Here is a 26,556-nt window from a genome sequence, read left to right on the forward strand (position 1 = left end):
TGGAGACGGGAAGAGAGGTGGGAGGACCGCGAGAGCAGGATAAGGCTAGCGCAAGCTCGCGCGAAGCGCAATCGGATTTAAGATAAGGGTGGGTATGTTATGTGATCTATGTGGCTGATCGGTTAGTTTGCGGGCAAGCCTGACGCCGAAAGGAAGGCAAAGACAAATGGCAGGCCTTCAGGAACGATTGGACGAATTTAAGAAGACTTTTGATTCCGGAGCGCCGCCTTACAACGCGTCGCCTGCGGCGATTGAAAAAATGCATCGAGCGACGGCCGAGCTCAAGGCCACTGGAATCGAAGAGCGCGCGTTAAAGCCTGGGAACCGCGCTCCCACGTTTATTCTATTTAATCAGGATCATGTACAGGTATCGTCCACCGACCTGCTCCGCGAAGGGCCGCTAGTGGTCAACTTCTTCCGCGGACACTGGTGACCTTACTGCAATATGGAGCTGGAGGCTCTACAGCAAATCGTTTCCGAGGTGCGAGCCTTGGGGGCGGAGATGGTCGTCGTCACTCCTGAACTCGAGCGCTACACGCGAGCTCTGCACAAGAAACTGAACCTGACTTTTGACATATTGACCGACCTTCATCTGAAGACGGCAGAGCAGTTTGGGCTTGTCTTTACACTGCCGGATTACCTCCGCGAGCTATACAAATCATTCGGGAGTACTCTGGACCGATTTAACGACGAATCGGAATACCGCTTGCCGATGCCGTCGAGCTACGTGATCGACAAGCAAGGAGTCATTCGTGCGGCGGATGTAAACGCAGACTATACCATCCGGCCTGAGCCTTCCGAAACCCTCAAACAGCTGCGTGCGATAGTTAGTTGATCGGGCTGCCGTTGAGGAGAAGGGAAAGGGTGGTGGCGCTGCTCGCTTCGCTGCGCTTGGCGGGGCGGGGGAAGGCACCCGTCCCCGCATAACTAATTGCAAAATAAAAACTCGCTCTACAACATACTTTTATCCCAGATATTTTTAGCCTAGCTTTTCGAAGAAGCGGCAGATGGTTTCGATTCCGCGGTGGAAATTGGGAATGTGGAATTTTTCGTTGGGGGCGTGCAGATTGTCGTCGGGGAGGCCGAAGCCCATCATGACGCTGGGAATTTTCAGGACGTCCTGGAAGTCGGTGACGATGGGGATGGAGCCGCCGCTGCGAATGAAGACGGTTTCTTTCCTAAATGTGTCGTGCAGGGCTTCGGTGGCGGCTTTGATGAAGCGATTATCGGTGCCGATTACGGCGGCCGGGCCTTTGCTGTGCACTTTGATTTTCGTTTCAACTCCCTTGGGCGTGAGCTTCTTCACGAAGGCGGAGTATTTCTTGAAGACATCATCTGCGTCCTGGTTGGGGACCAGGCGCATGGAAACTTTCGCGCTCGCCTTCGCAGGAATTACGGTTTTTGCACCGGGGGCGACGAAGCCTCCGGGCATGCCGTGGACTTCCAGCGTGGGGCGCGCCCAGGTGCGGTAGAGGACCGAGTAGCCGGGTTCTCCGGTGAGGACTTTCGATCCCACTTCGGCCTTGCGGTAGTGCTCTTCGTTGAAGGGCAGGCGCTTCCAGGCTTTGAGTTCCGCTGCGGTCGGTGCCTTCACGCCTTTGTAAAAGCCGGGGATGAGAATCTTTCCCTTGGCGTCTTTCAGTTTGCCGATGATTTCGATCAGGGCGAACAGTGGATTCGGGGCCGCGCCCCCGTACATGCCGGAGTGCAAATCGGTCTTGGCGCCCTGGGCTTCAATTTCGGTGTAAACCAGGCCGCGCAACCCGACGCATAGGGTGGGAAGATCGGGCGCGAAAAGTTCGGTGTCGCAGACGAGAGCGAAATCGGCTTTGAGTTTGGCTTTCTGCTTGCGAATATATTCCGCGATGGCAGCGCCGCCGACTTCTTCTTCGCCTTCAAAAATGACTTTCACGTTAATGGGCAGCTTGCCGCCGCCGGATTGCATGAGAGATTCGAGGGCTTTGACTTCCATCCAGAGCTGGCCTTTGTCGTCGACCGCGCCACGGGCGTAGAGGTTGTTTTTGCGCTCGGTGGGCTCGAACGGCGGCGTGATCCATTCGTTGAGCGGCTCGGCGGGTTGGACGTCGTAGTGGGCGTAGCAAAGCACCGTGGGCTTGCCGGCGGCATGCAGCCAGTCGGCGTAAATGAGCGGATGGCCTTTGGTGGGGATGATTTCGACATTTTCCATGCCGATGCGGCGCAGGTTGTTGGCCACGTAGTCGGCGGCCTTTTGAATGTCGGGCTTGTGTTCTTCCAGAGTGCTGACGCTGGGAATGCGGAGGAGATCCTTGAGTTCGTTGAGGAAGCGCTGCTGATTGGTGCGGGCAAAATCGACTGCGGACGAGGCCATGGATGAGTCCTTTCTTCGACGGGTAGCTTAAAGGTGCGCGGAAACGAATCAGTATAGCGCGGCGGGGCGGCGCCGGGCTCTGCTGGATTGGCGAAAAAAATCCTTAACCACAGAGGACGCTGAGGTGCACAGAGGAACACCGGGATGGTTGCGAACTCTTTAGAACCTTGCTGGGGAGAACGGAGCTAGATCAAACTCTGGTGTTTTGCCTTCGATTACGTCGGCCATGATTTCTGCTGTGATGGGGGCGAGGAGGATGCCGTCGCGGAAGTGGCCGGTGGCGACGTAGTAGCCGGGAGTTGCGGTCTCGCCGAGGATGGGGAGGGCGTCGGGAGTGCCGGGGCGGAGACCGCCCCAGGCATCGAGGAACCGGGCTTCGATCAGTTGCGGAACGAGGGCTATTGCGGCTTTGTGCAAGCGCTGAATTGTATCGGGATCGGTGCGTTTGTCGAATCCGGCTTCTTCGACGGTGGCACCGACGAGGAGGCGTCCGTCGCTGCGAGGGATCAGATAAACGTCGGGAGCGCGGATTACGTGCTTCAGCAGCGTGCGTGAGGGCATGGCGAGGCAGAGCATTTGCCCTTTGACAGGGCGAGTGGGAAAGGGGTGCGGACCGAGTTCGCCGGACCAGGCTCCGGCGCAGTTGACGACCTTCTTGCCGTGATACTCGGTTCTGGCGCGGACGAGTGCGCGGTCGGCTCCGGCGGAAAAGATAATCGACTGCACTGCGTCGCCGGTGGAAAAATCGACGCCTCTTCGCTTCGCTGCTTCCCACGCGGCAGCGGAGAGGGCGCGCGGATCGACGCTGCGCTCTTCTAAGAAGAGCGGCAAGAAGACGGCGGAAGAATCGATTCGGGCAAGCGCGGGCTCGAGTTCCTTCAGTGGGCTAGGAAGACGGTTCGCCGAAAGGAATTCGGTATACCGCTCGGCATCCTCCGGGGATAGGAGAACGATCGTCCCTTGGTCGCGCAGATCTACTTTCATCCCCGATTCGACTTCAACTTCGTACGCGAATTCGGGATACATCCGCGCGCTCGCCGTGGCGAGAGGCTGGAGTGCCGTCGGCGTTTCGAGGCCGCAGTCGACTAGCATGCCGCCGGCGGCGTGCGAGGCTTCTCGGCCGGGTTCTCCCCGCTCGATTACGAGCACGGTTGCGCTGCGTTTGCGCAGTTCGATGGCGAGCGAGAGGCCGATGACGCCGCCGCCGACGATGATGACGTCCCAGGTCTTCACATGAGCATTGTAAAAGAGCAGGTTTCAGCGGCATCCTATTCTTATAGGTGGACGGAAGAACAGGGCGATCATAGTTCTATAGGGTCAGAGTTCTACAAATTAAGAGGCAACGCCATGAAGGAGCAAGGACGCAATCACGTCGACCGCAAGCTCAGTGAGTCCGACGGAACGCCCGACAAGCCAGCGACCGGAGTCTCGGGAGAATTTGTCACCGAGGCGTTCGAATACGGCGGTGGAAGGCTTGTTACGGTGTACGTTCCGCCTGAGCCGCCGAAAGCAATTGTCTTCGCCGGCGACGGGCAGAGAATCGCGAAGTGGGGCAGGTTGCTCGAGAAGGCCGACGTACCGTCCACAATGATCGTCGGTGTACATGGGCTGATCGATGAGATGCCGCGGATCCATGAGTATTCACCGGGCTTTGAGCCGGAGCGGTTCGCGGCACATGAGAAGTTCTTCGTCGAAGACGTTCGCCGCTGGACGGAGTTGCGGTTTGGCGTAGCGCTGCCCGCTGAACGTACCGCAGTGTTCGGCGTGTCGGCGGGTGGAGAGCTGGCCCTCGCTCTTGGGCTTCGGCATCCAGATCTCTACGGTGTGGTCTTCTGCGCCTCGCCTGGCGGCGGTTACAAGCCGACTGGCGTTATGCCGAGTCCGCTTCCGCGCACCTACCTTGTCGCTGGCACGCAGGAGCCGTTCTTCCTCGAAAACGCAAGGAGGTGGGCGGACGCGCTGCGCGATGCAGGCGCGGATGTCGTCATGAACGAGCGAGCTGGTTCGCATGGTGGCGCATTTTGGCGAGAAGAGTTCCCGCTGATGGTGGCGTGGGCATTCGGACGATGATGCATCTCGGTGTCTCATCGGCTGTGTGAGGATGACAGCCGACTCGCAGCTGCATAGAATGGCTGGCATGAGAAAGTCATGGGTTATTGGGGCAGTGCTGGCGATGCTTGCGATGTCGGGCATGGCCATGGGGCAAAAGGATAAGGACGAAGAGGCCACGTCGTTCATCTATTTTCTCGTGGTCAAGGATGACAGCGGGAAACCGGTGCGGAACGCCGCAGTCATCATGCATCCGGTGAACGACAAGGGCAAGCAGAGCCGCGGAGGCATGGAGTTGAAGACCGACGCGGAGGGAAAAGCGAGCTTTGACGGCATTCCCTTAGGCATGCTGCGAGTGCAGGTGCTGGCGCACGGATTTCAGACGTTCGGAGAAGATTACGACGTCGAGAAGGCCAAGACGGAGATCACGGTTAAGCTGAAGCGTCCCCAGGATCAGTTCACGGTGTATGGCGAGGGGGCGAAGGACCAGAATTCGCCGGCGAAGCCAGACGCACCTCCGCCGGATCCGAATAAAAAGCCCAATTAGATTCGCACCCCCGGCTGAGAGAAATGCTCGTTGAAGGAGTAAGGCGCATGGATTACTTATTGAAAACGGAACCCTCGACGTATTCGTTTGCAGATTTGCAGCGCGAGAAGACCACGATTTGGGACGGCGTGTCGAACCCCGTAGCATTGAAGAATCTGCGGGGAATGAAGCCGGGTGAGCGGCTGGTGATTTATCACACGGGCGATGAGAAGAGCGCGGTGGGAACGGCGACGGTGGTTTCGGTCGATGCCTCGGATGCGAAGAAGAATCCGCAGGTAAAAATTAAAGTTGGCAAAGCCAATGCGAAGCCAGTGACGCTGGCGGAGGCAAAGGCGAATCAGTTGTTTGCTGAATCTCCGTTGGCGCGGCAGGGAAGGTTGAGCGTGGTGCCGCTGAACGAGGCGCAGTTTAGGTTTCTGACGGGGGAGTAAAAGTCAAGAGCCCCACTTCTCACGCCAACGACGCGTGAAAAATGGGGCACCTGTTCCCGCAGGGCTTCCGCGCTTTCTTTTCGATCCCGGTGCGCTTACGACGCGCGGGCTTCGCGGCGGATCAGGTTTGAGTCGAGCAAATATCCCAGGCCAAGGGTGAAGGGGATGGCGCCGAAGGCGGCTACGATTTGGGCGTCGGGCTCGACTCTGGCAATAATGCTGAAGGTCAACATGAAGCCGACGGCGCCGGCGATCAGCAGGATTCCGGCGCGACGGGAGTGGGCGGCCTGGGAAAGATCGGGCTCCATGGGGACGGCTACTCCCCTCTGCATCGCCGCGAGACGTTCCTCCGTGCGCAGTTTGCGCACGCGGTAAAAGGTGTACATTCCTAGTACAGCCGTGGGCATACCGAAAATCATGACAATCGCTGCGAGACCGGTGATTCCGTCCATGGTAGTTCTCCCTTCTGTGGCGCTGGGCGCCGGAGATGCTGAGATGGGTTTCAACGCTTCGATGGCTGCGTTCATGGAGACATACGGTTGGTTGGGCCGGAAAGTTCCGTTGCGGGCCAACTCTGGCGAGAGCGGATGCTTCCAAACAAGGGCAAGCCTCTGCTTGGGACTTTTCGGGATCACGCTTCTGGAGACCAGATGAAAATTGGAAAGTGGAATGGAAATTTTTCGAAGGCAGCGGTCTGTCTGCTCCTACCTTTGGCCTGTGCATCGCTCGGTCCATTACTCTGTCAATCGCTCTGGGCGCAGACGACCAAGGAAAAAATCATGGTCGACGATGTGGAGCGCGGTTACGTGATCCGTCTGCCGAAGGGCTACGAAGCGCAGCAACATTATCCGGTAGTGATTCTGCTGCATGGCTTGAATCAGGATGCGGACGATATTCAGCGGCTGACGCGGTTCGATGAGCTGGCGGACAAGGATGGCGTGATTACGGTTTATCCCTTTGCGTTGCATGGGCGCTGGAATGTGGGAGTGCGGCCGACAGCGCAGCAGCGGCCGATGGGGATGGGACCGAGGCGCCGTGGTTATGGCTATCCTGGTGGCGGCGGTTACCCCGGGGGTGGTGGGGGTTATCCCGGCGGAGGGTATCCGGGCAGCGGGGGACAGCGCCGGGGCGAGGAACCGAACGAGCAGAGACAGCCGACGCCCACCGATGACATTGGATTCTTTAACCAACTGCTGGATGAGGTCGGCAAGAAGTTTTCGGCGGATCCGGCACGAATCTATGTAGCGGGATTGTCCGACGGCGGCTTCATGAGCATGCGGCTGGGATGCGCCTTGGGTGACCGTTTTGCCGCCGTGGCCGCTGTGGGTGCGGCGATGCCGAAGACCATGATTTGTGTGCCCACCCGACCGGTGCCGATGTTGATGATCAATGGCACATCGGACCCGGTGGTTCGCTATGACGGCGGCACGGAGAAGAATCGGAGCCTCTCCACGATTTCCGTGGAAGATAGCGCCAAGGCGTGGGCGAAGATTGACCGCTGCCAGGAGAAACCGGAAAAGAGCAAATTACCGCCGAAAGCAAAGGGTGGAATGGAAACCAAGGTGGACACCTACAACGGCTGCCAGCAGAATGCGCAAGTGGTGCTTTACAGCGTGAAGGGCGCGGGAAATACCTGGCCAGGCGGCGAGCAGTATGAGGCGGAGAACACGATCGGCAAGACCAGCCAGGATCTGAATGCCAACGAGGTGATCTGGAGTTTCTTTGCTACTCGGAAACTGCCGGAGGCGGAGAAGAAGTAGGGTTTATTTTGTCGTCGTGCTGAACGGAGATTGCAGTTCGCTTCGCGAACTGCAATCCGTAGTCGAAGCATCCATATATGAGTCATCTATGCGGCTGGCATTTTTTCCGGAGGCAGGGATCCTTCGACGGCGCGTGAAGTGCGCTTAGGCGCGCACTTCACGCGCCGCTCGGATGACATTCCGTAACATGACTGCTCATCCCAAAACAGGTGCGATCTACCGTTCGCGTCCGCGAAGCACGGGCGGCGTCAAGCCGGTATAGTCGCCGATCACTTTTGCGTCGTAGGGGCCGTTCAGCATGTTGAATCCATTGCCTGCGACTGCAATGATTCCCTGACTCCAGACGATGTTCTGAGCGGAGTCGATTTCAATGACTTGCATGTTGTTCTGGTCGCTGATCAGGATGTTGCCATTCTTCAGTTGCACCGCCCGGCTCGGAGCGGGATTGGAGACGCTGCCGGAGCGCGCATTCGTGTAATAGGTCCAGAGAATCTTGCCGCTGGAATCTACGTCGAGGATGCGGTTGTTGCCGCCATCGGTGATGAGCGTGCTGCCATCGGGCAGGCGACTGGCGAAGGCCGCGGCATTGAGTTCGCTGCAACTGGCGCAGCCATACTTCCAAACAATCTGCTTCTTGCGATTCACCTCGATGACGCGGTTGTTGCTTTCGTCGGCGATCAGGATGTTCCCGTTGCCGAGCAACTCGGCGCTGTTGGGATTATTGAGCTGATCGGGTCCGGCTCCGGTTACGCCCGTCTGGCCGTACTGCCAGACAATTTGCTTGTCCGGAGTTACTTCGATAACGCGCGCGTTGCCCTGATCGGTGATCAGGATGTGATGGTTAGGGAGATAGGTATTCTGCACCGGTGCGTTGAGCTCATCCGGGCCAGAGCCGGTGACGCCCGCCTTGCCGTATTGCCAGACGATGATTCCTTTGGGATTTACCAGCATCACGCGGTTGTCGGGACATCCGTTAGGGCACGTGGGCTCGGCGCCTGCGGGAACGCCGGTGCCGGCAATCAGCGTGATCGCGCCAATGCGTTGCGCGTCGTTTACGCCGACGACCGAGTGAGGTCCGGCGACACTGGAACCGTCCCCGAAGGTCCAGACCACAGCGTGATTATCGGGATTCACTTCGATCAGGCGATTGTTGTACTGGTCGGAGATGAGAACATTTCCGGGAGTGTTGAAGCCGTTTCCCTGGGCGTGGGCCGAGAGCGTGCTGGCGGCGATGAGCGAAGCTGCACAGGCCCAGATTTTCAGGCGAGACAAATTCATGACAATCCTCCGATGGCGATGCCAATCCGATTGGCCGTTACGATTTCCGCGCCGCCTCCGGCAAAACGAGCGCCAGGATAGGCATTTGCGGATGCATGCGCGGTCGGCAGAAATTCGCCGCGAACTGGAAGTGAGTGTGCAGGCATAGCGGAAAGGAATTGTCAGCGGCATGTCAAAAACGTGTCACTTCTTCGCAGTAGTCGCTCTTTGCGCACTTTGCGGCGGTGCTTGGAGTTCTTTGCGGTTAGGGGGTTGATCTTGCGGGAAGCAGAAGCGAAAGCGTGAACGCAAAGGGCGCTAAGAAATTCCGCAAAGAACGCCAAGATCTGAAGGACGCATTGCACGGACGCGATCAGCGAGACTGTCGAGTGCGATTGTCTTCAACCGATGGACTTTCGCAATTCACGGCGGAGGATTTTTCCCGATGCGGTCTTGGGAACAGAATCGACAAACCGCACTTCGCGCGGTTGCTTGTAATGCGCGAGGCGGTCGGCGACGAAGGCGCAGAGTTCGTCTTTCAGCTTCTGTTGTTCGACAAAGCCGTGGCGTAGCGCGACGAAGGCCATAGGGACTTCTCCGGCGGCATTATCAGGGCGGCCAATTACGCCGCATTCTTTTACCGCCGGATGCTCGAGCAAAACGGCCTCGACCTCGGCGGGAGCCACGGCGAAACCCTTGTACTTGATCATTTCTTTACAGCGGTCGACGACGCGGTAGAAGCCTTTCAGGTCGCGCGTAACGACATCGCCGGACCAATACCATCCGTCGCGCAAAACCGCGGCAGTGGCTTGCGGCTCGTTCCAGTAGCCGAGCATGAATTGCGGTCCGCGCATCACGAGTTCGCCGGGCTGGCCGGAGGCAGCCTCGATAAGATCGTCGGGCGTGTCGGAGAGATCGATATCGGCCTGAGTGAGCACGCGGCAATCGGTTTCGGCGAGAGGATGACCGATGGAGTCGGGATGATAAAGCTCGGGTTCGAGGAAGCCGACGTGGGTGACGGGCGAGGCTTCGGTCATGCCGTACCCCTGACACACGAGAATACCGGTGAGCGCAGTGAAGCGGCGGGCGAGTTCGGGAGCAAGAGGTGCGGCTCCGGATTTGGCCCAGCGGACTTTGTGATCGCGAGGAAACTCCGCGGCTTCGGCGGCCTGGCATAGAGCATTCATCGCAGGCGGGACGAGAGGCATCATCGTGATGGCTTCGTCAATCAGAATTTTGGTGAGCAACGGCACGCTGAAGCGCGGCACGAGGACGAGTGTCGCGCCAAGGATCAGCGCAGGATTCAGAATCACATTCAGCCCGTAGATGTGGTAAAGCGGAAGGCAGCAGAGGATGTGGTCGTTGCCGTTGAGATGCGAAGCATTCGGTCCGACGAATTGATAGACGTTGGCCACAAGATTGTAATGCGAGAGCATGACTCCTTTGGGCAGACCAGTAGTGCCGCTGGAGTAGGGAAGCGCCGCGAGAGTGATATCGGAGGGCTGACCGGGCTTGCTGAATGCAGCCGTCGTGGGGCGGAGCAGATTGGCGAAAGGCTCGGCGCCTGGCGCGCCCTGGCGCGTGGTGTAAACACGTTGGAGTTTCGGCAGGTCCGCCAGATTGATGCCTTGGATGAAGCAACCGTCGGTGATCAGCAGAATTGCGCCGGAGTTTTCCAACTGATAGCGGACTTCGCGCTCGCGGTAAGTAGGATTGAGGAGCGTGGGAATGGCTCCGGCAAGCTGCGCGGCATGAAAAGTTACACAGAACTCCCACGAGTTCGCCAGGAAGATGGCGATTACGTCGCCGGGTCTGACTCCGAGATGAACCAGGGAGCGCGCTACGGACTCGACGAGCTCTCCGTATTCGGCGTAGGTGAGACGGCGGGCGCAGGAGCTGTCCACCAGCGCGGTCTTTGGCGCATTGCGACGGCAGGATTCGAGCACGAGCTCGTGGAGAAAAAGATCGTGGGGGTCGGCGTAAAGTTGAGTGCGCAACATTCTGGAAAGATGCCGGCAGAAATTGTACTGGAAAGAGCTGAGTGCGACGTAGTTGCTTCTCGGGAGACTTCAGCTTGGCAGCTCAACTTGCCAGTCGGCGCAGGAACTCCTGCTCATCCATGTGATACTTGAAGGCTTTACGGCCATCGATAAAAATAACAGGGACTTCGTCGGTGTATTGGCGGCGGAGGTCATGGTCCGCGTCGACGTCGATTTCCTGCCAGGTGAAGCCGCCGCGGCGCGAGAGCTTGGATAGACTTTCTTTTACGACTTCGCACAGATGACATCCCTTGCGGGAGTAAACCACGACGGTGCGGGAGTCGGACATGTGGGAGATTCTAGCGCGGGGAGACCGGCTTTTCAGTAACAAAGTGTCGGCTGCGGCAAAGATTTGTATCTTGTAAGGTTGGGTGGCTGGAGTAGTGGCGAGTTCGGCCTCGGGGAATGGCGGGGGCCGTGGCGGCGCACGCCTCGCTGTGCGCGGGGGGACGGATGAAGGCGCCCGTCGCCACATACGCCTTAACGCCTTTCCCCACAGGCGCCTTAACACCTTTCCCTACACACACCCTTGGACCTTTGCCCACATACACCTTCCCCGACATACACCTGTCAGTGCAAGGCGATAGAATCCTGTGCATGCTAGAAGAATCGGGAAAACCGCTTCGGGGGAAGACCGCGCTGATTACAGGGGCGGCCAAGCGACTGGGACGGGCGTCGGCGCTGGCGCTCGCGCGGGCGGGGGCGGATGTAGCCATTACTTTCAACCACTCGGCGCGCGAGGCGCGGGAGACTGTGGTGGATTTGGCGGGGTGCGGGGTGCGGGCGTTCGCGCTGCGCTGCGATATAACCGATGAGGCCAGCGTTCGGTCGATGATCCGGGAGGCGGGCCGCGAATTGGGACGCATCGATATTCTGGTCAACAATGCCGCGAACTACGAGACTGTGGAGTTCGAGAAGTTGACGGTGCGGCAATGGGACGCCATGTTCGCGTCGAATACCCGGGGGCCGTTTCTGGTATCGCGGGAAGCGCTGAAGTGGATGCGGCGGAAGCGGGGAAAGAAGGCGGAGCACACCGAAGTGCCGGTCGAAGGAAAGATCATTAACATGGGATCGCTGGGCGGGCTGCGGCCGTGGGCTACGCATGCGCACTATTGTTCGTCGAAAGCGGCGCTGCACATGCTAACAAAAGTTATGGCGAAAGCGCTGGCGCCGGAGATTGCGGTGAACGCCGTGGCTCCGGGGATGATCGACTTGGGTGAGAAGGCCGCGGCGGCTTTCATGCGTCGCATGGCCAAGGAGACGCCGATGCAGCGCAATGGTCGCGGCGATGAGATCGCGCAGGCGGTCCTGTTCTTCGCTACAGCGCCGCAGTTTATTACCGGGCAGATTCTGGCTGTCGACGGGGGAATCGGGCTGTGATGTCCGTTAGGCCTCGGCTAAAGTCGGATCGATGACGAGCTTGATCTCAGAGACTCGGTTCGCGGGAAAGCCGCCTTGCTTGGCGTGTTCGCGCACCATTTCTTCGTGGGGCGCGATATACACGCAATAAATCTTGTCGCCCCTGACGTAGCTGTGAAGCCATTGAATCTGCGGCCCGGGGTTGTTCAGCACGCTCCACGATCTTTGCGATATGGCAAGGACCTGGTCCGGCGTTACGCCGCCAACTCAGGGGATGTCGCGTTCAATCATGTATTTGAGCATGTCTTTCTCTGGCTCTAATCGCGTGAGTGAGGCGCGAGAGTCGAGCCTCGCAGCCGTGGGACCGGCACAGATTCTAGACGATGATTCGGTAAATAGCCATTGCTCTATGGGCGCGGTATATTGGGGCGAATGAAGAAAACGAAAACAAGTTCTTCTGGACAGGCCGTCTCGGGCAAAAAAATCGGCGCCGAAACCGCCGCATTGAATCCTCCGCGGGTGGCCGTGGCAATTATGGCTGCGGGTAAGGGAACCCGGCTCAAATCGCAACTTCCTAAAGTATTACATGAGGTGGGCGGGAAGCCGCTGCTGGAGCATGTGGTCCGGGCGGCGGCTCGGATCGTCCCGCCGAACGATGTCTACGCCATCATCGGACACGAGGCCGAGCGAGTGCGGGCCGCGATGGCGCACACGGGAATAAATTTTGTGGTGCAGGCCGAGCAGCGCGGAACCGGACACGCGCTCATGGCCGCTCGGGAGGCGTTGACTGACTATGACGACCTCATCGTGCTCTCCGGCGACGCTCCGCTGATAACGCCGGATACGATTGGCCGCCTCCGCGACTTTCATAGCAAAGAAAGGGTCGCGATGACGCTGCTGACCGCGGACTTGGAAAATCCAACCGGATATGGTCGCGTGCTGCGAAAATCCGCGGGCAGTGCCGAGGTTCAGGCGATTGTTGAAGAAAAGTCGGCAAACGCCGCGCAGAAAAACATTCGCGAAATTAATTCCGGCTTCTACGTTTTTGCGGTCAAGGAACTGTATGCGAACATCGAGAAGCTTTCTACCGACAATGCCCAGCAAGAGTATTACCTGACCGACATGGCGGCGGTGCTGCGAAGGGTGCGGCAGCGCGTGGTGGCGTGGAAGACGGCGAATGCCAGCGAAGTGCTGGGCGGGAATACACGGGCGGAACTGGCGGATATAGACGAGAAGATGCGCTTCAGGAAGTGCCGGCAACTGATGGAGGCGGGAGTAACCGTGTTTTATCCGGCGACGTGCGTCTTCGATGCTGACGTAGAGATCGCGCCGGATACCGTCATCGAGCCTTACGTGCAGTTGCTGGGCAACACGAAGATTGGCACGGGATGCCGCGTGCGGTCTTACTCTGTGATTCGTGACGCCGAGATCGGAGACGGAGTTGTGGTGCGGCCGGGGTGCGTGATGGAAGGCGCGCGTGTCGGGACAGGCGCGATCATCGGGCCGTTTTCGCATCTGCGGCCGGGTAGCGAGATTGGCGAGGGCGCGCACGTGGGAAATTTTGTCGAGACGAAGAAGATCAAGCTGGGGAGGGGATCGAAGGCGAATCATCTGACGTATCTGGGCGATGCGGAAATTGGGGAAGGCGTGAACATCGGCGCCGGGACCATCACCTGCAACTATGACGGCGTGAACAAGCATAAGACCGTGATCGAGGATGGAGTGTTCATTGGCAGCGACAGCACGCTGGTGGCGCCCGTGCGCGTGGGCAAAGGGGCGTATGTGGGAGCGGCGTCGTGCATTACCGAGGACGTTCCCCAGGATGCGCTGGCGATTGGCCGCGCCCGACAGACAATCAAAGAAGGCTGGGTACGGATCAAGAAACAAGTGACCCGATAGTCAACCCTCAAGTTTTCTCCACGACGTCCGAGCGACAACGCTAAACTTGGCCGCCTAGCAGGACCACCTGTGCGGCGGAGAGCTTGGGGCCGCCCGCGGCAATAATGGCGGCGATCGCCGCCTTCACGATGTTGTTGTTGAGCCCGGTGCCTGCCGTTAGGGCGGTCTGTCCTCCGACCGTTAAGCCGCCGCTGGTCACCGCCATCCACTGCACGCTGCTTCCGGTCGCCAGGATCACGCGCACCGTCGCGGTGACTGCGCCCGGGGCAGCACCTCCTTCGGCGGAGGCCGAAGTGGGCAGCAGAGCCGCCAGGCCCACCGCTCCCGCCGCTCCGACCAGCTTCTTGAACAATTCGCGACGCGCGATTGCAAATTCGTTTTTCATTTACATCACCCCCATCAGGATGTTCACGTTCGCGCTGAGAACTGTAACGTTGAATTGAGACTGGATCTGATTGGCGACAGCCGTTTTCAAGGCGGCGAGATTATCTGAGACAGCCAGCGAAGCGTCCCAGATATAGTCTATCGACGTAGCCACGGGGACGCCGTTGCCGTCGCCGCCGCTGATGCTAAAAGTGATGTCTACCTGCGTGAGCGAGCCAATAACGTAGCTGATCTGGAAAGGTAGGGCAAATGCAAAGGCGCTCATCTTATTTTATTCTCCTTATCGTTTGTCGCACGGTTTCTCCCAAGGATGAAAACCATGCCGTTATTGAATCTGCACCGTTACTCTCGGGTTGGCGGCCGTCGAGGAACCACCCGCAGCGTCCACGATCTGGATGCCATCCCCTTGCGACACCGAGGCCGCGTCTGAGGTATCGCTGCAGTGCGACGGTGTTGTGGCCCCGGAAATCTGGCAGGTAATGGCGCGAGTCGTCGCTGCACAGCTTGCCAGCGCGGGACACTTATAGACGGTGAAGGTGTCTGTATGAGTTGCACCGGGTGCTGTTACGTAAAATACTTCAAGGTTCCTGATCGTTCCCGAAAAACTCACAGGCTGCATCGCCGTGCCGGCCGAGGCGGAACTGCACGACGTATTGACCGCGCCGGGGTATAAGTATTGAGTGCTGCCCCCTGAGACTACGCCTGCGCAGAAGAAGGTCATGAGCGCGCCGCCCTGCGGAACTGGAGCTAACGTCAGGTCCACTGCATGAGTGTTTGTGCTTGTGGCACTTGTGTCTCCGACCGCTACTCCGACGGCCTGGCCAGCGGGACATGGTGTGTTGGTTCCGGTTGGGTTATTGGGATCGACGACATATCCGTTGTTCGTCTCGTCCACGCAAACATAATCCCCGCTTTTCCATGTAGCCGCGGACCCGAAATTTTGATCTGGGCGCGTCCATAGCGAATGGGAGTAATGGTTGCGCCAGCCTGTTGAGGATTATTGTTATACACACCCACCACCTGTGCGGTAGCGGTTGAGGTGCCGCAAACCACGACGCCTTGCGCGGTCGTATTGTCGGGACAGGCGAGAAGATTGTAGTTTGACCCGCTATTGTTCGTTCCCAAATAGGTTTGCATGAGTTCGAGAGCGCCCTCGGTAGAGGTGCTGTTGGGGGTAGCGGCTGTCAATTGGCCGGGCTGGATGATCGCAGGCCCTGCTGCGGCTCCTGATGCGGTACTGCTCGTGCTGGCGCCGGTGAAGGTCGCGGGCACGTTTGCGTTTGTCCCGCCATAGGGCATCGGACCGACAGTGATCTGCCCCGCTGAAGCGGGAATACCTGTGAATGCCGCCGTGGCGAGGTTGATCGATGCGGGAAACAGCACTGTGAGGTTAGCCGTAGTATTGGTTGTCGGCAGCCGAGTCAGTTGCAAAGTGTCGGGAGGGTTAGGATTGCTCGCGCCACCACCCTGGACCTGCCAGTACCAACAGTCCGGCCCCTGGCCGCCACTGCCACCTGTGCCATATTGGTTGGCACACATGGCAAAAGCCGGCGAAGGTACACCGGGGCCGTTGGTCGCGGCAGAACCCATTTGCACAAGAGAGAGCCCGCCGAATCCCGTCCCCATAATTGTCGATAGCGTCGGCGCGGTGCCCGTGGCCGTTGTTGCCTGGCTCGTCACTTCGATGCCGAAGGTCTGCGACGTGACGCCACCGCTGACTTCAAGGATGGGAAACAAACCTGTGTTACTGCCACTGTCGACCAGCCACAGAAAAGGGTTGTTGCTGGTTGTGCTGTTGGTAAGAACCAAACCGGTAGTTGATGGAGCGACCTGACCGAACGCCGTGACGCAGAGGACTACCGGCCCGAGCAGCAGAGAGGCAATCGCGCGCGCCCCTCCCAATCTCTTTTTCATAAACGAACCCTCCATTTCGCGGACTGAATGCCGGCGCATTTGCGCGGTCTGCGGAACTGGCCTCGGGCAATGAATCGAACGGGGAAGGTATCGAGAAAAGGAAGTAGAGCTAACGTGGCCCCTCAACCGGGAACTTCTCGTCTCAATGCGGGCAATCGTACTGCGGGGCGGGAGGAAATGCAAGCGAAAAGCCCAATAAAAAAGGCCAATCCATGCTTCGGATCGGCCTTCTCGCAAACCGAGGAAATCTGCTTAGTGGGTAACGGCGGCGAACAATTCCGAGTGCATCAGCGACTGGAATTGCTGGTCGTTGGCTTTGAAATGCACTGTGACGTTCGAACCATCGGAGTCGACGGAGGTATTTTCCACCGCGACTTTCTCGGCCGCCGAAGCACTCATCTTCTTGTAGAGCATGTAGCCTTTGAGCAGCGATGAAACAGTGGCGGCGGTCGTCGTGTCGGACGTGACTACGGCCAGGTCGAAGTTGACGCCGCTGTTGAAGCTGAGCGTGTAGCGTGAGCCCTGCAGATGTTTCTTGACGGTATCGTAGTCCGCTACCTTGGAGGCGTCGCCCATGGCGGAGCGCATCATGTTCTGCGTACCCGCCTGGTCGAGGATGCTCCACACGGGGGCGGAGTCGACGCTGGACATCATGTCGGCCATATTGCCGTTAGTATCGAGGCCTAGAACCTGGCCCTCTCGGGTATCGAGCGCGACGCGGATCGAGGTTGAATCGCCGAACAGCAGCGTGCTGTCGTCTAGAAAACTCATAACGAAGCCGCCGTCCATGGGATAAATCTCAGCCGTACCGTATTTCTTGGGTACAAACTTCTGGAGCTTCATCTTTTTGAGCACGGCCTTCATGTTAAACGGACCGGCAGCCACCCCGACGGTTTTTACGCCCTGTTTGCCGGCATGGAATGAGGCAAAGGTGAGCGTGTCGACATCTTTTTCAGGATCGAGGCCGATGGCCTTGAGGGCAGCCTCAAACTGCTTGATGTTATCGGGCATCAACTGCTGCTTGAGCGCCATCGCAGTCGGTGAATCCTTGAGGGCGCGGTAATCCACCGAGATCAGTTGCAGCAAATCGCCGGGGACGCAGGCGCGGGCCGATGAATTCAACGGCATGGCGTAGGCCATGCTCACGAGCAAGAGAGAAACCAGGTAAATCTTGAAGAGTTTCATAACGCCTCGAATCGGAAATTATCGGGACTCCGTGTATTCCTGTTGGATGCACGATCCGCCCGTGTGGTTAGATCGATCCATTCTAGTTTACTTGCAACCCTCGTGAATGGAACAAAAGGACATGGCCGTTATCTGATCGAACACCCAAGAACCTATGCCTTGAAGGGACCGATCATATTTCGGTATCGGTCTACATGGGCTCACGCTCCAAGGCGGGAGATCCTTCGCTTCGCCTGAAATGCGGCTTTGCTCAGGGTGTCAGCTGCGGTTTGGCGAGCCCCGCCGCACTGTCACAGCACTCCTGTTTAATCATCGTCTTTAGTCATCGTCGGGATCGCCGGCCGGAGTCTTGTCGTTGAGGAAGTGGTCGGCCTTCATAGGCGCATCGATGGTCTTAAAAGTGAGCGGGGGCTGGCTGAAGTCGAAGCAGTCGGAAAGATCGTCGGCATGGGCATCGGCATAGCCCAGCGACTTCAAGTTGAAAGTCTCCTCAATCAGGTTCAGGATGCTGCCGAAGTCGTGGGTCGCGTGCGAAATATAAGCAGCTTTGGCGTAGGGCGAGATCACGATCAGAGGTACGCGGAAGCCATAGACGTAGCCCGAGCCCCAACTGGTGCCGTCGTTGACGACTTTAAATGGAGGAACGTGATCGTACCAGCCGCCCCAGTCGTCCCAGGTCACGACGATCGCGGTGTTAGACCAGTACGAACTATTGCCGATGGCGTTCACGATGGAAGCGACCCAGGAGGGTCCGCTGGTGTTGGTCAGGGTTCCGGCGTGATCGGAATTCTGCCCCGCCGGGATCACCCAACTCACAGCCGGAAGCTGGTTGGATGAAATATCGGTAAGGATCGGGGCGGGGTTCGCGGTAGTGTAAAGAACAACGTGATTGACCCAATCCGAACCTACGCAGGCTGTGGCGTTGGGAGGAGCAGCGTTGGGACCACACATATGCTGAATGGCATTGGGACCGGTCCAGAGCGAGCCCGCAGACGGAGCATAGTAGCGCCAAGTGATCCCGGCGGAATCGAGCTCATCGGTGAGAGTGGGATGATCGGTGCAAGGGTAGATCCTGGTAGTCTCGGCGCCGGTGGGGTCGATCAGCGAGACGTACTCGGCGGGAGGGGCGGTGCAGCCCGTGTTATCGCCAGCATTAGCTATGCCTCCCGCGTTTTCCGCGACGAACTGGTTGCTGCCCGTGCTGGGTTCGGATGTCCCCGAAATAATGAATTGATGTGCCGGGAAACTGGGACCCTGATTGGTTTGAAACATGCGATCGCCGAAGGTGTACTGTTCGGCCATCTGGAAGTACGGGCCGACATCGGAAGCTTGAACGTACAAAAACTGGGCATTGGGTGGTGGGCAGTCCGTGGTGCTGTAGCAGACGATATTGATGTTGTTGGCGCCATCCATCTTGCCGCCGTCGTACATGGCCACGAACGCCGAGTGCGCATGGCTCAGGTCATAGTCGACGCCTAGAGAGGTGGCGGTGAGCTGGATTGTGTTGCCCGTGGAATCGAGGCCACTGCTGGCGATGTCGGCTCCGTTGGCGATCAGTACTGGGTCGTGAAACAGGTTGTCGGGGGTGCGGTTCTCCTGGAAGATGATCACGATGTGCTGGATTTTTCCCTGCGTTGGCGGCGCTGTTGGAGTAGATTGCGAACCGCCCCCGCACCCGTTCAAGCTAAGCAAGACAGCGGCGGAGGAAAGCAGCAACAGCGAAAGACACAGGGAAGCGATTCGGTCCATGGGCAACGTCTCGTGTGTGGCGGCGCGACTTACTCTCGATGGTATAACCCGGGTGTAGGGATTTCCACTCGCAGGAGGCAGACTGTCCAAAAGAGGGTCCCACCGTCTCTCCGCTACCGGCCAAAAAATGCGACCAAATGTATCTATGAGAGAGCCGCGGTTCTTTGGCGCACACTTGCGATGAACGCTTGATCTTTCAGCGATGCCAGATTGATTTCTACGTTGGCCAGCGCTCCTGTAACGGCTGCCCCGGCCAAAGCGTGAGCCGTGGTTAAATCAGATTTCATGTTTGGATTGGTGATGGGTACGAGCGACTTGGCGATCCGGGCGACTTCGTGGGATTTTTCGGCAACGCTGAGCGGAACGGCGGTGGCCTCTTTGAGCGCGGATTCGATCATGGTTTCGCCTGAGGAAGCATCGCTGGATTTTTCGTCCGCGACGCCGCGAGCCGCTTTGTAAGCTTTCATGACGGAATTGTAGGAGTCGGCATCGGCTTCGACGGCGGCCTTGAGTTCCTCGCGCAACGGAGTGAGGCGGGCAATGGCGGCACTGAGTTGCGATTCGTATTGCTGGTAGGCCTTTTTGCCGCGGGACATGGAGGCGACCATCACGGCCAGGCCGGCGGCCATGGCTGCTGCCGCCGCAGAGGCGCTGCCGCCACCCGGAGTCGCAGTGGGCGCAGCCAATTGCTCGACAAAAGGTTCGATTCCGGCGCGCAGGCCGCCGACCGCCATCTTTCCGCTCATGACCGACAGCAGGCGGTTCTCGAGAATCAACGACGAATCGAACTTCTCGACTTGCAGGAACCACTCGGCTGCCTGCTCCAGAGCTTTCTTGGGGATGAGTCCGACGATCTCGCTCGAGGCGGGAATTACGCCGTAGCGGGCGGCTTCGCGCTTCACCATCTCAAAGACGCGATGGACGGGCGTCTGCTCGAAGTCGGTGAGATTCATCGAAACCTGAGCCAGCCCACGCACCAGAAAGCCGGCGCCCTTCACGAAGCGCATGCCACCGTTCGAGAAGCGCACAGCTTTCGCGATCTTCTTGGCGATGTCGACGTCGGGCGTGTTCAGGAAGACGTTATAGGCGATGAGAAATTTGCGTGCGCCAACTACGGTTGCGCCGGCGGTGGGATGCACGCAGGGCTCGCCAAAATCTGGGCAGCGCGCCGGATTGGTCGCGATCTCGGCGCGGATGCCTTCGAACTGGCCTCGTCGAATATTTTCGAGTCCCTGGCGCTCCGGACTGCGGGCGGCGGCTTCGTAGAGATAGACGGGAATTCGAAAGCGCTTCCAGATCTGCTCGCCGACGTGATTGGCCATCGCGACGCAGTCTTCGAGAGTGACGCCGTCGATGGGGATGAAAGGAACTACGTCGGCTGCACCCATCCGGGGATGGGCACCGGTGTGGGTGTTTAAGTCGATGAGTTCCAAGGCCTTGCCCACACCGCGGATGGCGGCTTCCTGAATGACTTCGCGCTCGCCGACCAGAGTAATGACGGAGCGGTTGTGGTCGGAGTCCATTTCGCGGTCGAGCAGATAGACGCCCGGCACTTTCATGGCGTCGACGATGGCATCGACTTTAGCTTTGTCGCGGCCTTCGGAGAAGTTTGGAACGCATTCGACGAGCGTGGACATAACGGGAGAAGGATAGCTGGCGATCACGGGAGTCGCAAGGTGCGGACTCAACGTGGTCACGATCACGAGGCAAGGAAAATAAAGGGCGCGTGTTCTTCTGAGTCTTGACAGGGGTCTAGCGGCACTGTAGTGTCTGCGACAAGTTTCCCCTTTTTGTTTTGCGGATGTAGGACGGAGAAAGGCTTCTCCTCGTATTCTTCACTAGGGTGCGCCAACGCGTGCGCCCGACTCCACTCTCGTTAGCTCGGTTGCGGTTGGTCGGCCAGGAATCAGGCCGACATCCACGCCATGTCCACCAAGGCTGTTTTCTGGCCTAAGGGGGATCACTGTATCCAAAAAGCAAACCTGCTGGTTTGCAAGGAGAGAATTCAATGACGGTGAAGAGACTGGTTTGCTTGAAAATGCTCATGTGTTCTGCGCTGCTCCCGATGGTTTGCGGCGCTATGTTTGCCAGCACAGTTACGGCGGGCAAAGGCACATTGAGCTACACACGTTCGTACAAGGTGGAATATTGCGATTCCGTGAACCATTCCTACGGCACCTATGACCAGTATACGGTGAATGGGATCTCATACACGGATTCGACCGGTACTTACTCGTTCCCGACCTACGAGATGTTGTACATCCTGGGCTCGACCCAATCCGGCCCCTGCCCCGACAACGGATACTTCCCTATCGATCTGACGATGTACACGACGACTGGTGATATCGTCAGCTTCAGCACGACCAACGGTTTTACGTTCAGCGCCACTGTTCAGTACCCGTCGGTGGGTTGGCTCAACCCCAAATATAAAATCATCGGCGTTATGTACGCGCCTCCCGGCTCGAAAAGCACGGCTACGTACGGAGACAACAATGTTGTGGGAAGCAGCACAATGTTTTCGAGCTCGTTTTCGACGGGAATCATGCAATCGGTATCCATCTCGGGAGGAATCAGTATCTTCGGGATTACGGACAAGGAGACCACCACGAGTTCAGCCTCGTACACGCAGGAAGCGGACTCGTCCTCCTCGGTTGCAATCAGCCAAACGACTTCTTCCAGCACGTCCATCACCGGCTATGCGGATCCGACCTACGGGATCAATCATGACTACGACTACATTAACGTTTGGCTGAATCCGCTAGCGAATTTCACGCTGTACGAGAATTCCGCGGGAACTCAAACTTCGGTTGCGTGGAACGGATTTAGCTACGACCTGAACGATACGCCGGCCTATCCGGATATGGATATGATCGGCGTCGAACTTGGCTGCCTGAACGGCGATTTCTACAACCAATATATTGCTGGCACCAACACCAACTGGCTAACCTGTGAGGACATCTTCAACAACAACTTCTCTCGCACCTGGGCTCTGAATAACGTGGACGGTTCTGGTCCGGCGCTCACTCCAACGTTGGCGAAGTCGTCGCCGCCTTACAACTTCTGCACGCAGACGGGAACTGATCTGTATAACATCTGCCAGGCGGATCCGTTCTCGAGTTCCACCTATGGATCGAAGGAATTTCCGCCCAAGTCCGGCTCCAACACCACCGCGGACGGGCGCTATACCGCCTGCAGCAACGCCAACTGCAACGTCACCATCGACTACGAGCCCAACAAGAACGTGAATTACTCGCAAGGGTATTCGACGACCTTGACCTCAGGGGAGGGGTATAAGGATACGTACGCGACGAGCTACTCGTTAGAGAACATGTTTGGAGTCGGTGGGATGGACAAGACATTTGGCGCCAGCCTCGGGGTCGACGTGAAGAACTCAACGACTTATACGTGGATTGATCAGTTCAACAAGATGACCAACACGACCCAGGCGACGACCGCGTCGTTTGCAATCGTCGGGCCTGCCGAAGGCTATACCGGACCGTTGGAGTTCGTCGTCTACCAGGACAATCTCTACGGAACGTTTCTGTTCTATCCAGGTAATTAGCGAAACAGAGGCATACGCCGCCGCCGGCCTGTAGGACTGGCGGCGTTTTTCTCAGACGGTTATTTCGATTTGAAGAAGCGCCCAATGCCCAGGCGCACTTGCACGGTGTTCACTCCTGGGTTCAAGTTCGCCAAGCCCGCGTTGGAGATGTGCATGTAGCGCAGTTCGAGGCTAACGTTGTGTTTCGCGCCGAGGAGGTGGACGCCCAACGCGGCCTGGTCCATGAAGTTTACGGTGTTGGTATCGGTTGGCACGTTATGGTTGGTGAACAGCGCGCCGCCGGTTAGTTCTAGATAGGGCGAGAGGCGGCCGTGGCGCTCGAAATTCCACTTGAGCGCGAGAGGATCGAAGCCTAAACCATAGACGGTGTTGGCGGGCTGAAAGACTAGAAATACGGGAACGGCATCGACCGCGTATTCGAAACGTCCGCGAAGAAAGTTGGGGAGATGCGCGCCGGTGAGGATCCATCCGTAGCGCAGGCCGGCGTTGAAGACGCCCGTGTCGCCGCGGCCACCGCTCACGGAGTGGCCTCCGCCAGCCCATACTTGAACTTCGTGGCCGCCCTGCTCAGGACCGGCTTGCGCCCCGCACAGGTTTGAAGTGATTGCAACAAGGCAACCCAGAAGGCAACTTATGAATAGGAAAGATCTCATGATGTGAACGAGTCGTTGCCCGTGGAACTATTTCGTTCGAAGCTGGGGCGTTGGGACATGAGTTGCATCAGGTCGTAGGCTACGCGGGTGGTGTTGTGGCGGACAAGTTCTCCTTCTTCCAGATAGTCTCCGAGAACGGGGACTACGCCGAGCGCCTCAACTTCGTCGAGATCGTTGACGATCTGGCAAGCGCCCTCCAGGGCATACTTCGCTTTCATCTGATTCGAGACCGGCGTGCGATTGATCAAGGCAAAGTCGAAGAGTTGCTTCTGCGCGTGCCGGTTCAAGGCGTGGATGTGGTCAGCCGCGGTCAGGCCGAGGCTCTCGTTGGCCTGGGTCATCAGGTTGCAGATGTAGATCTTGGTGGCCGGCGATTCGACGATGGCCTGCGCGATGCCGCGCACCAGCAGGTTTGGGATCAGGCTGGTGAACAGCGATCCGGGACCGATGGTGATCATGTCGGCGTTGGCGATGGCGTCCAGAGTTTGCGGCATTGGGCCAACGTCTGGTGGCACTAGAAACAGTTCGCGGATGCGGCCATTACTGGCGGTGATTTTGGTTTCGCCGCGAACCCGTGTGCCGTCTTCCATCAGAGCTTCAAGTTCAATGTTCGAAGTGGTAGCGGGATAGATGTGGCCGCGCGTGACGAGAATCTCAGAAGATAGTCGCACCGCTTCGGAAAAATCGGAGGTGAGGGAAGTGAGCGCCGCCAAAAATAGATTGCCGAAACTGTGGCCTTCGAGTCCCGATCCTTTCTCGAAGCGGTGACGAAACAGCCTGGAGAGCAGGGCTTCGTCTTCGCTGAGGGCGACGATGCAGTTGCGGATGTCGCCAGGCGGGAGCATGTTAAGTTCTTTGCGGAGTCGGCCGCTGGAGCCGCCATCATCGCTGACCGTCACCACGGCGCATAAATCACGGATGACGGGCGAACCGGGTCGCGCTTCAATTTCTGCGGGAGGCTGCGTTTCTACGGGAGAAAGAACGTAGCGCTTGAGGCCCTTGAGCAGAGTGGAAAGGCCGGTACCCCCTCCAATGGCGACTACGCGCAGGCCGCGCTCGCGCAGAGTCTTCTCCGGCGAGAGCGATTCGGCGGTTTTGCTTTCCATGGATGTGCTCGGGGCCGCTTAGACAGGCTCTTCTTCACCCAGTTCTCCGTCCATAGATCCAAGTTCGGCGCCCGGATCTGGGTAGAGCAACTCCGTGAAGCGCGGATCCTCCGCCAGATTCTGGAAGTCGGAGTCGTTGCGCGCCTGGAAGCGCAGTTGAGAATTCAGGCGCAGAGCTTCATCCAGACGCCGCAGCGAATCTTCGACGTGGCCGGTAAGGCAATCGAGCGCAGCCAGGCCATAGACCACATAATCCCACTTAGCATTCTGCTTGAACAGTTTCTCCAGATGCTCGCGGGCCGTCACGTAGTCGCCGACATTCATGAGCGAGACCGCGAAGTCGAAGTGCTCCTCGGGCGTCTTGAACTGGGTGGCCACGGAGCGCTCCAGATGCTGGTTGCAGATGCTGAGATGAACGTTGGCGCGGTCCACCAGTTCCCGGATGGGCCCGGCGATCACTTTCTGGAAATGAGGCTTCGCCTTGTCGAACTTGTGCTCCTGCATGGCGCGCAGTCCGAGTTCGTAGCTTTGCAGCGCCTGTGTGTAATGCGGATCGTCCGCCGCACTCTTTTTCGCGGTAGGTTTCTGAGCCATGTGCAAAACTCTTCCTGTGCTCTTGGTAATGGGGAACTCCTTAAAATTGCGCTCTCTCACCGAGCAATAAAGTATCGCCCAAACACCGGGTGCAGGTCCAGTTGCAGGGCGAATACCGAGTACCGTGTAGCGAGTCGCCGAGCGGAGGAGCCGGGGGAACTTTCTCGGTACTCAGTACTCGGAACTCAGTACTAATTCATCGTCTCGGCTTGAATCAGGTCGATCTGCTTCCACTCGCCCTTGATGATGCCGGCGCGGATTTGGGTGGCGGTCTTACCTTTCTGATGCTGCCGATAGCTGTAGTAAAGCTCCTTTAGACAGGTCGCGCACTGCGCTCCATGCGTATTTTCATAGCAGCTGTGCAGGCTCTTGTGGCCCATGCGGTCGCAATAGCAATAGCAAGGCTGCTGGTAGAGCACAGTAGGAATCTTGGCGGCAAGTTCGTAGGCGTGGGTCTGATAGGGATTCTGCGCATCGGCTCCCCAGAGGTCGGCCTTAGTCAAAAGCGGAGGCAGTTTAGCGCCTTTAGGCGGAGGGCCTGCGTTGTAGGCCGGGATGCCCCCTTCTTCCTCCTGCGGCGAGGCCCACTGCGCCGACATGGTCAGAGTTACCAGAAAGAGAAAAGCCAGCGTCAGGCTACGATGTACGATTTTGTTCTGAAGAACGTATAGCATGGGATTTTCGGAAACCTCGTATTCTCCATTCTATCCTGAGGCTGGGGAAGGCCGGAAGTGGACGAGGACGTGCGCGAGTGCCTCGGGTACCGGTTCTGTATACAATGGAATGACATGTCAGGCGCGATTTCAGAGCCCGGTGCGTCCGGCCAGACGCCTATGCCAGTCAGCGCCGAGCCGATCATCCCGGCTCCGGTGCGGCCCGCCAGCGGGATCGGCGTTTGGGTGCGCGACCTGATTATTTCGTTGGCCATTTCCGCCTTCATCATCATCTTCCTTTATCAGCCGGTAAAGGTCGAGGGAACCAGTATGATGCCCTCGCTCGAAGATCAGGAACGCATCTTCGTCAATAAGTTTGTATACCGACTGGAACCGATTGAGCGAGGCGACATTGTGGTCTTCCGTTACCCACGGGATCCCTCCAAGAGCTACATCAAGCGCGTGATTGGGATGGCGGGCGACCGCATCCGCATCGATGGCGGCCAGGTCTATGTGAACAACGAGGCGCTCGACGAGGACTACGTTCCTCCCGCCTATACCGATTCGCGATCGTATCCGGAAATTGCGGTTCCCGAGAATTCCTACTTCGTACTGGGCGATCATCGCTCGATGTCAAACGACAGCCGCGATTTCGGCCCGGTGAATCAGAGTTTTATCTACGGCAAGGCCGTGTTTGGGTATTGGCCTATGGATAAGCTGGGACGGGTGCGGTGAGGCGGCGTTCCCTCCAAGGATCGATTTTTTACGCCTTTACCTACGGGGTGCACGCTGTCCAGAGTTATTGCGTTAGCGATTGAGGGTCAAAATGCGGAAGCTTCCGTGGTCGCACTTTTCGCGGGGCAGGTGGGAGGCGCTCAAGAGGCGCCCCTCCCACTGTTGTCTGGCGCGTTATTCGCTAGAAACGGCCAACCGCAGAGAGCACACTATTGGCATCCGCGAGGATTGCCCTCGCAAATGCAGGCTTCATTACAGGCTGTAAATGCCGCTTGGCATCCAGGGTAACAGGTGGGGTTATTTATACCGCACCTCACCATGCAACTGTTT

General features: G+C 58.2%; 27 protein-coding genes and 1 pseudogene. 10 read left to right on the plus strand and 18 right to left on the minus strand.

Going from position 1 to position 26,556, the window contains the following annotated elements; genetic code table 11:
- The first annotated feature begins 166 nt into the window (after positions 1-166).
- Entirely contained in the window at positions 167-433 is a 267-nt protein-coding gene (locus tag VGM18_03915; GenBank protein HEY3972124.1) for a hypothetical protein, read from the plus strand.
- Positions 434-445: 12 nt separating this feature from the next.
- On the plus strand, positions 446-835 hold the full coding sequence (locus VGM18_03920) for a redoxin domain-containing protein (protein HEY3972125.1): 390 nt from the start codon (positions 446-448) through the stop codon (positions 833-835).
- A 144-nt stretch (positions 836-979) separates the two neighbouring features.
- On the opposite strand, the gene VGM18_03925 is transcribed toward VGM18_03920, so the two are convergent.
- Both VGM18_03925 and thiO read right to left on the minus strand, forming a co-directional pair.
- Positions 980-2,350 (minus strand): dipeptidase, encoded by a 1,371-nt coding sequence (locus VGM18_03925; GenBank protein HEY3972126.1) that lies wholly within the window; start codon positions 2,348-2,350, stop codon positions 980-982.
- A 159-nt stretch (positions 2,351-2,509) separates the two neighbouring features.
- Positions 2,510-3,583: a glycine oxidase ThiO gene (thiO, locus tag VGM18_03930; protein ID HEY3972127.1), complete on the minus strand. Its 1,074-nt coding sequence runs from the start codon at positions 3,581-3,583 to the stop codon at positions 2,510-2,512.
- Between the two features lie 114 nt (positions 3,584-3,697).
- Between thiO and VGM18_03935 the strand changes: the two genes are divergently transcribed.
- The 3 genes from VGM18_03935 to VGM18_03945 all read left to right on the plus strand — a co-directional run bounded on the left by VGM18_03935 (position 3,698) and on the right by VGM18_03945 (position 5,377).
- A complete protein-coding gene (locus VGM18_03935; GenBank protein ID HEY3972128.1) occupies positions 3,698-4,420 on the plus strand; it encodes an alpha/beta hydrolase-fold protein in 723 nt (240 codons plus the stop codon).
- A gap of 67 nt (positions 4,421-4,487) precedes the next feature.
- A complete protein-coding gene (locus VGM18_03940; protein HEY3972129.1) occupies positions 4,488-4,946 on the plus strand; it encodes a carboxypeptidase-like regulatory domain-containing protein in 459 nt (152 codons plus the stop codon).
- A 47-nt stretch (positions 4,947-4,993) separates the two neighbouring features.
- Entirely contained in the window at positions 4,994-5,377 is a 384-nt protein-coding gene (locus tag VGM18_03945) for an EVE domain-containing protein (GenBank protein ID HEY3972130.1), read from the plus strand.
- Positions 5,378-5,472: 95 nt separating this feature from the next.
- On the opposite strand, the gene VGM18_03950 is transcribed toward VGM18_03945, so the two are convergent.
- Positions 5,473-6,012 carry a DUF6249 domain-containing protein gene (locus VGM18_03950; GenBank protein ID HEY3972131.1) on the minus strand — a complete coding sequence of 180 codons (540 nt, stop codon included), beginning with the start codon at positions 6,010-6,012 and terminating at the stop codon, positions 5,473-5,475.
- 15 nt (positions 6,013-6,027) lie between these two features.
- Here VGM18_03950 and VGM18_03955 point away from each other — a divergent pair, with 15 nt between their 5' ends.
- Positions 6,028-7,137 (plus strand): PHB depolymerase family esterase, encoded by a 1,110-nt coding sequence (locus tag VGM18_03955; GenBank protein HEY3972132.1) that lies wholly within the window; start codon positions 6,028-6,030, stop codon positions 7,135-7,137.
- 216 nt (positions 7,138-7,353) lie between these two features.
- Here VGM18_03955 and VGM18_03960 read toward each other — a convergent pair whose 3' ends face one another.
- The 3 genes from VGM18_03960 to VGM18_03970 form a co-directional block, all read right to left on the minus strand.
- Positions 7,354-8,415, minus strand: coding sequence for a PQQ-binding-like beta-propeller repeat protein (locus VGM18_03960; GenBank protein ID HEY3972133.1), 1,062 nt, complete (start codon positions 8,413-8,415; stop codon positions 7,354-7,356).
- A gap of 380 nt (positions 8,416-8,795) precedes the next feature.
- Positions 8,796-10,394 carry an AMP-binding protein gene (locus VGM18_03965; GenBank protein ID HEY3972134.1) on the minus strand — a complete coding sequence of 533 codons (1,599 nt, stop codon included), beginning with the start codon at positions 10,392-10,394 and terminating at the stop codon, positions 8,796-8,798.
- 82 nt (positions 10,395-10,476) lie between these two features.
- Positions 10,477-10,722: a glutaredoxin family protein gene (locus VGM18_03970; GenBank protein ID HEY3972135.1), complete on the minus strand. Its 246-nt coding sequence runs from the start codon at positions 10,720-10,722 to the stop codon at positions 10,477-10,479.
- 308 nt (positions 10,723-11,030) lie between these two features.
- Between VGM18_03970 and VGM18_03975 the strand changes: the two genes are divergently transcribed.
- Complete coding sequence (locus VGM18_03975; GenBank protein ID HEY3972136.1) at positions 11,031-11,813, plus strand: SDR family oxidoreductase; 783 nt, start codon at positions 11,031-11,033, stop codon at positions 11,811-11,813.
- Between the two features lie 6 nt (positions 11,814-11,819).
- On the opposite strand, the pseudogene VGM18_03980 reads toward VGM18_03975, so the two are convergent.
- Positions 11,820-12,044, minus strand: a pseudogene (locus tag VGM18_03980) (DUF4242 domain-containing protein).
- A gap of 180 nt (positions 12,045-12,224) precedes the next feature.
- Here VGM18_03980 and glmU point away from each other — a divergent pair.
- Positions 12,225-13,691: a bifunctional UDP-N-acetylglucosamine diphosphorylase/glucosamine-1-phosphate N-acetyltransferase GlmU gene (glmU, locus tag VGM18_03985; GenBank protein ID HEY3972137.1), complete on the plus strand. Its 1,467-nt coding sequence runs from the start codon at positions 12,225-12,227 to the stop codon at positions 13,689-13,691.
- Positions 13,692-13,731: 40 nt separating this feature from the next.
- On the opposite strand, the gene VGM18_03990 is transcribed toward glmU, so the two are convergent.
- From VGM18_03990 to ftcD, 7 genes are all read right to left on the minus strand, one after another.
- Entirely contained in the window at positions 13,732-14,076 is a 345-nt protein-coding gene (locus VGM18_03990) for a hypothetical protein (GenBank protein ID HEY3972138.1), read from the minus strand.
- A complete protein-coding gene (locus VGM18_03995; protein ID HEY3972139.1) occupies positions 14,077-14,340 on the minus strand; it encodes a hypothetical protein in 264 nt (87 codons plus the stop codon).
- Positions 14,341-14,400: 60 nt separating this feature from the next.
- Positions 14,401-14,838, minus strand: coding sequence for a hypothetical protein (locus VGM18_04000; protein HEY3972140.1), 438 nt, complete (start codon positions 14,836-14,838; stop codon positions 14,401-14,403).
- A 41-nt stretch (positions 14,839-14,879) separates the two neighbouring features.
- Complete coding sequence (locus VGM18_04005; protein HEY3972141.1) at positions 14,880-15,989, minus strand: hypothetical protein; 1,110 nt, start codon at positions 15,987-15,989, stop codon at positions 14,880-14,882.
- Between the two features lie 252 nt (positions 15,990-16,241).
- Positions 16,242-17,174 carry a hypothetical protein gene (locus tag VGM18_04010; GenBank protein HEY3972142.1) on the minus strand — a complete coding sequence of 311 codons (933 nt, stop codon included), beginning with the start codon at positions 17,172-17,174 and terminating at the stop codon, positions 16,242-16,244.
- Positions 17,175-17,492: 318 nt separating this feature from the next.
- On the minus strand, positions 17,493-18,923 hold the full coding sequence (locus tag VGM18_04015; GenBank protein HEY3972143.1) for an alkaline phosphatase family protein: 1,431 nt from the start codon (positions 18,921-18,923) through the stop codon (positions 17,493-17,495).
- 143 nt (positions 18,924-19,066) lie between these two features.
- On the minus strand, positions 19,067-20,560 hold the full coding sequence (gene ftcD / locus VGM18_04020; protein ID HEY3972144.1) for a glutamate formimidoyltransferase: 1,494 nt from the start codon (positions 20,558-20,560) through the stop codon (positions 19,067-19,069).
- Positions 20,561-20,931: 371 nt separating this feature from the next.
- Between ftcD and VGM18_04025 the strand changes: the two genes are divergently transcribed.
- Positions 20,932-22,485 carry a hypothetical protein gene (locus VGM18_04025; protein HEY3972145.1) on the plus strand — a complete coding sequence of 518 codons (1,554 nt, stop codon included), beginning with the start codon at positions 20,932-20,934 and terminating at the stop codon, positions 22,483-22,485.
- Between the two features lie 59 nt (positions 22,486-22,544).
- Here the strand turns inward: VGM18_04025 and VGM18_04030 are convergent, their stop codons facing one another.
- From VGM18_04030 to VGM18_04045, 4 genes are all read right to left on the minus strand, one after another.
- Positions 22,545-23,006, minus strand: a complete 462-nt coding sequence (locus VGM18_04030; protein HEY3972146.1) for an acyloxyacyl hydrolase — start codon at positions 23,004-23,006, stop codon at positions 22,545-22,547.
- A 128-nt stretch (positions 23,007-23,134) separates the two neighbouring features.
- Complete coding sequence (locus tag VGM18_04035; protein HEY3972147.1) at positions 23,135-24,244, minus strand: gluconeogenesis factor YvcK family protein; 1,110 nt, start codon at positions 24,242-24,244, stop codon at positions 23,135-23,137.
- Positions 24,245-24,262: 18 nt separating this feature from the next.
- Positions 24,263-24,838: a hypothetical protein gene (locus tag VGM18_04040; protein ID HEY3972148.1), complete on the minus strand. Its 576-nt coding sequence runs from the start codon at positions 24,836-24,838 to the stop codon at positions 24,263-24,265.
- A gap of 191 nt (positions 24,839-25,029) precedes the next feature.
- The gene (locus VGM18_04045) at positions 25,030-25,512 is read right to left on the minus strand and encodes a CYCXC family (seleno)protein (GenBank protein ID HEY3972149.1); all 483 of its coding nucleotides are present in this window, start codon (positions 25,510-25,512) and stop codon (positions 25,030-25,032) included.
- A gap of 114 nt (positions 25,513-25,626) precedes the next feature.
- On the opposite strand from VGM18_04045, the gene lepB reads away from it, so the two are divergent.
- The gene (gene lepB, locus VGM18_04050; GenBank protein HEY3972150.1) at positions 25,627-26,226 is read left to right on the plus strand and encodes a signal peptidase I; all 600 of its coding nucleotides are present in this window, start codon (positions 25,627-25,629) and stop codon (positions 26,224-26,226) included.
- Positions 26,227-26,556: the final 330 nt, after the last annotated feature.

It is taken from the genome of Candidatus Sulfotelmatobacter sp. (assembly GCA_036500765.1).
Taxonomy (GTDB): Bacteria; Acidobacteriota; Terriglobia; order Terriglobales; family Acidobacteriaceae; genus Sulfotelmatobacter.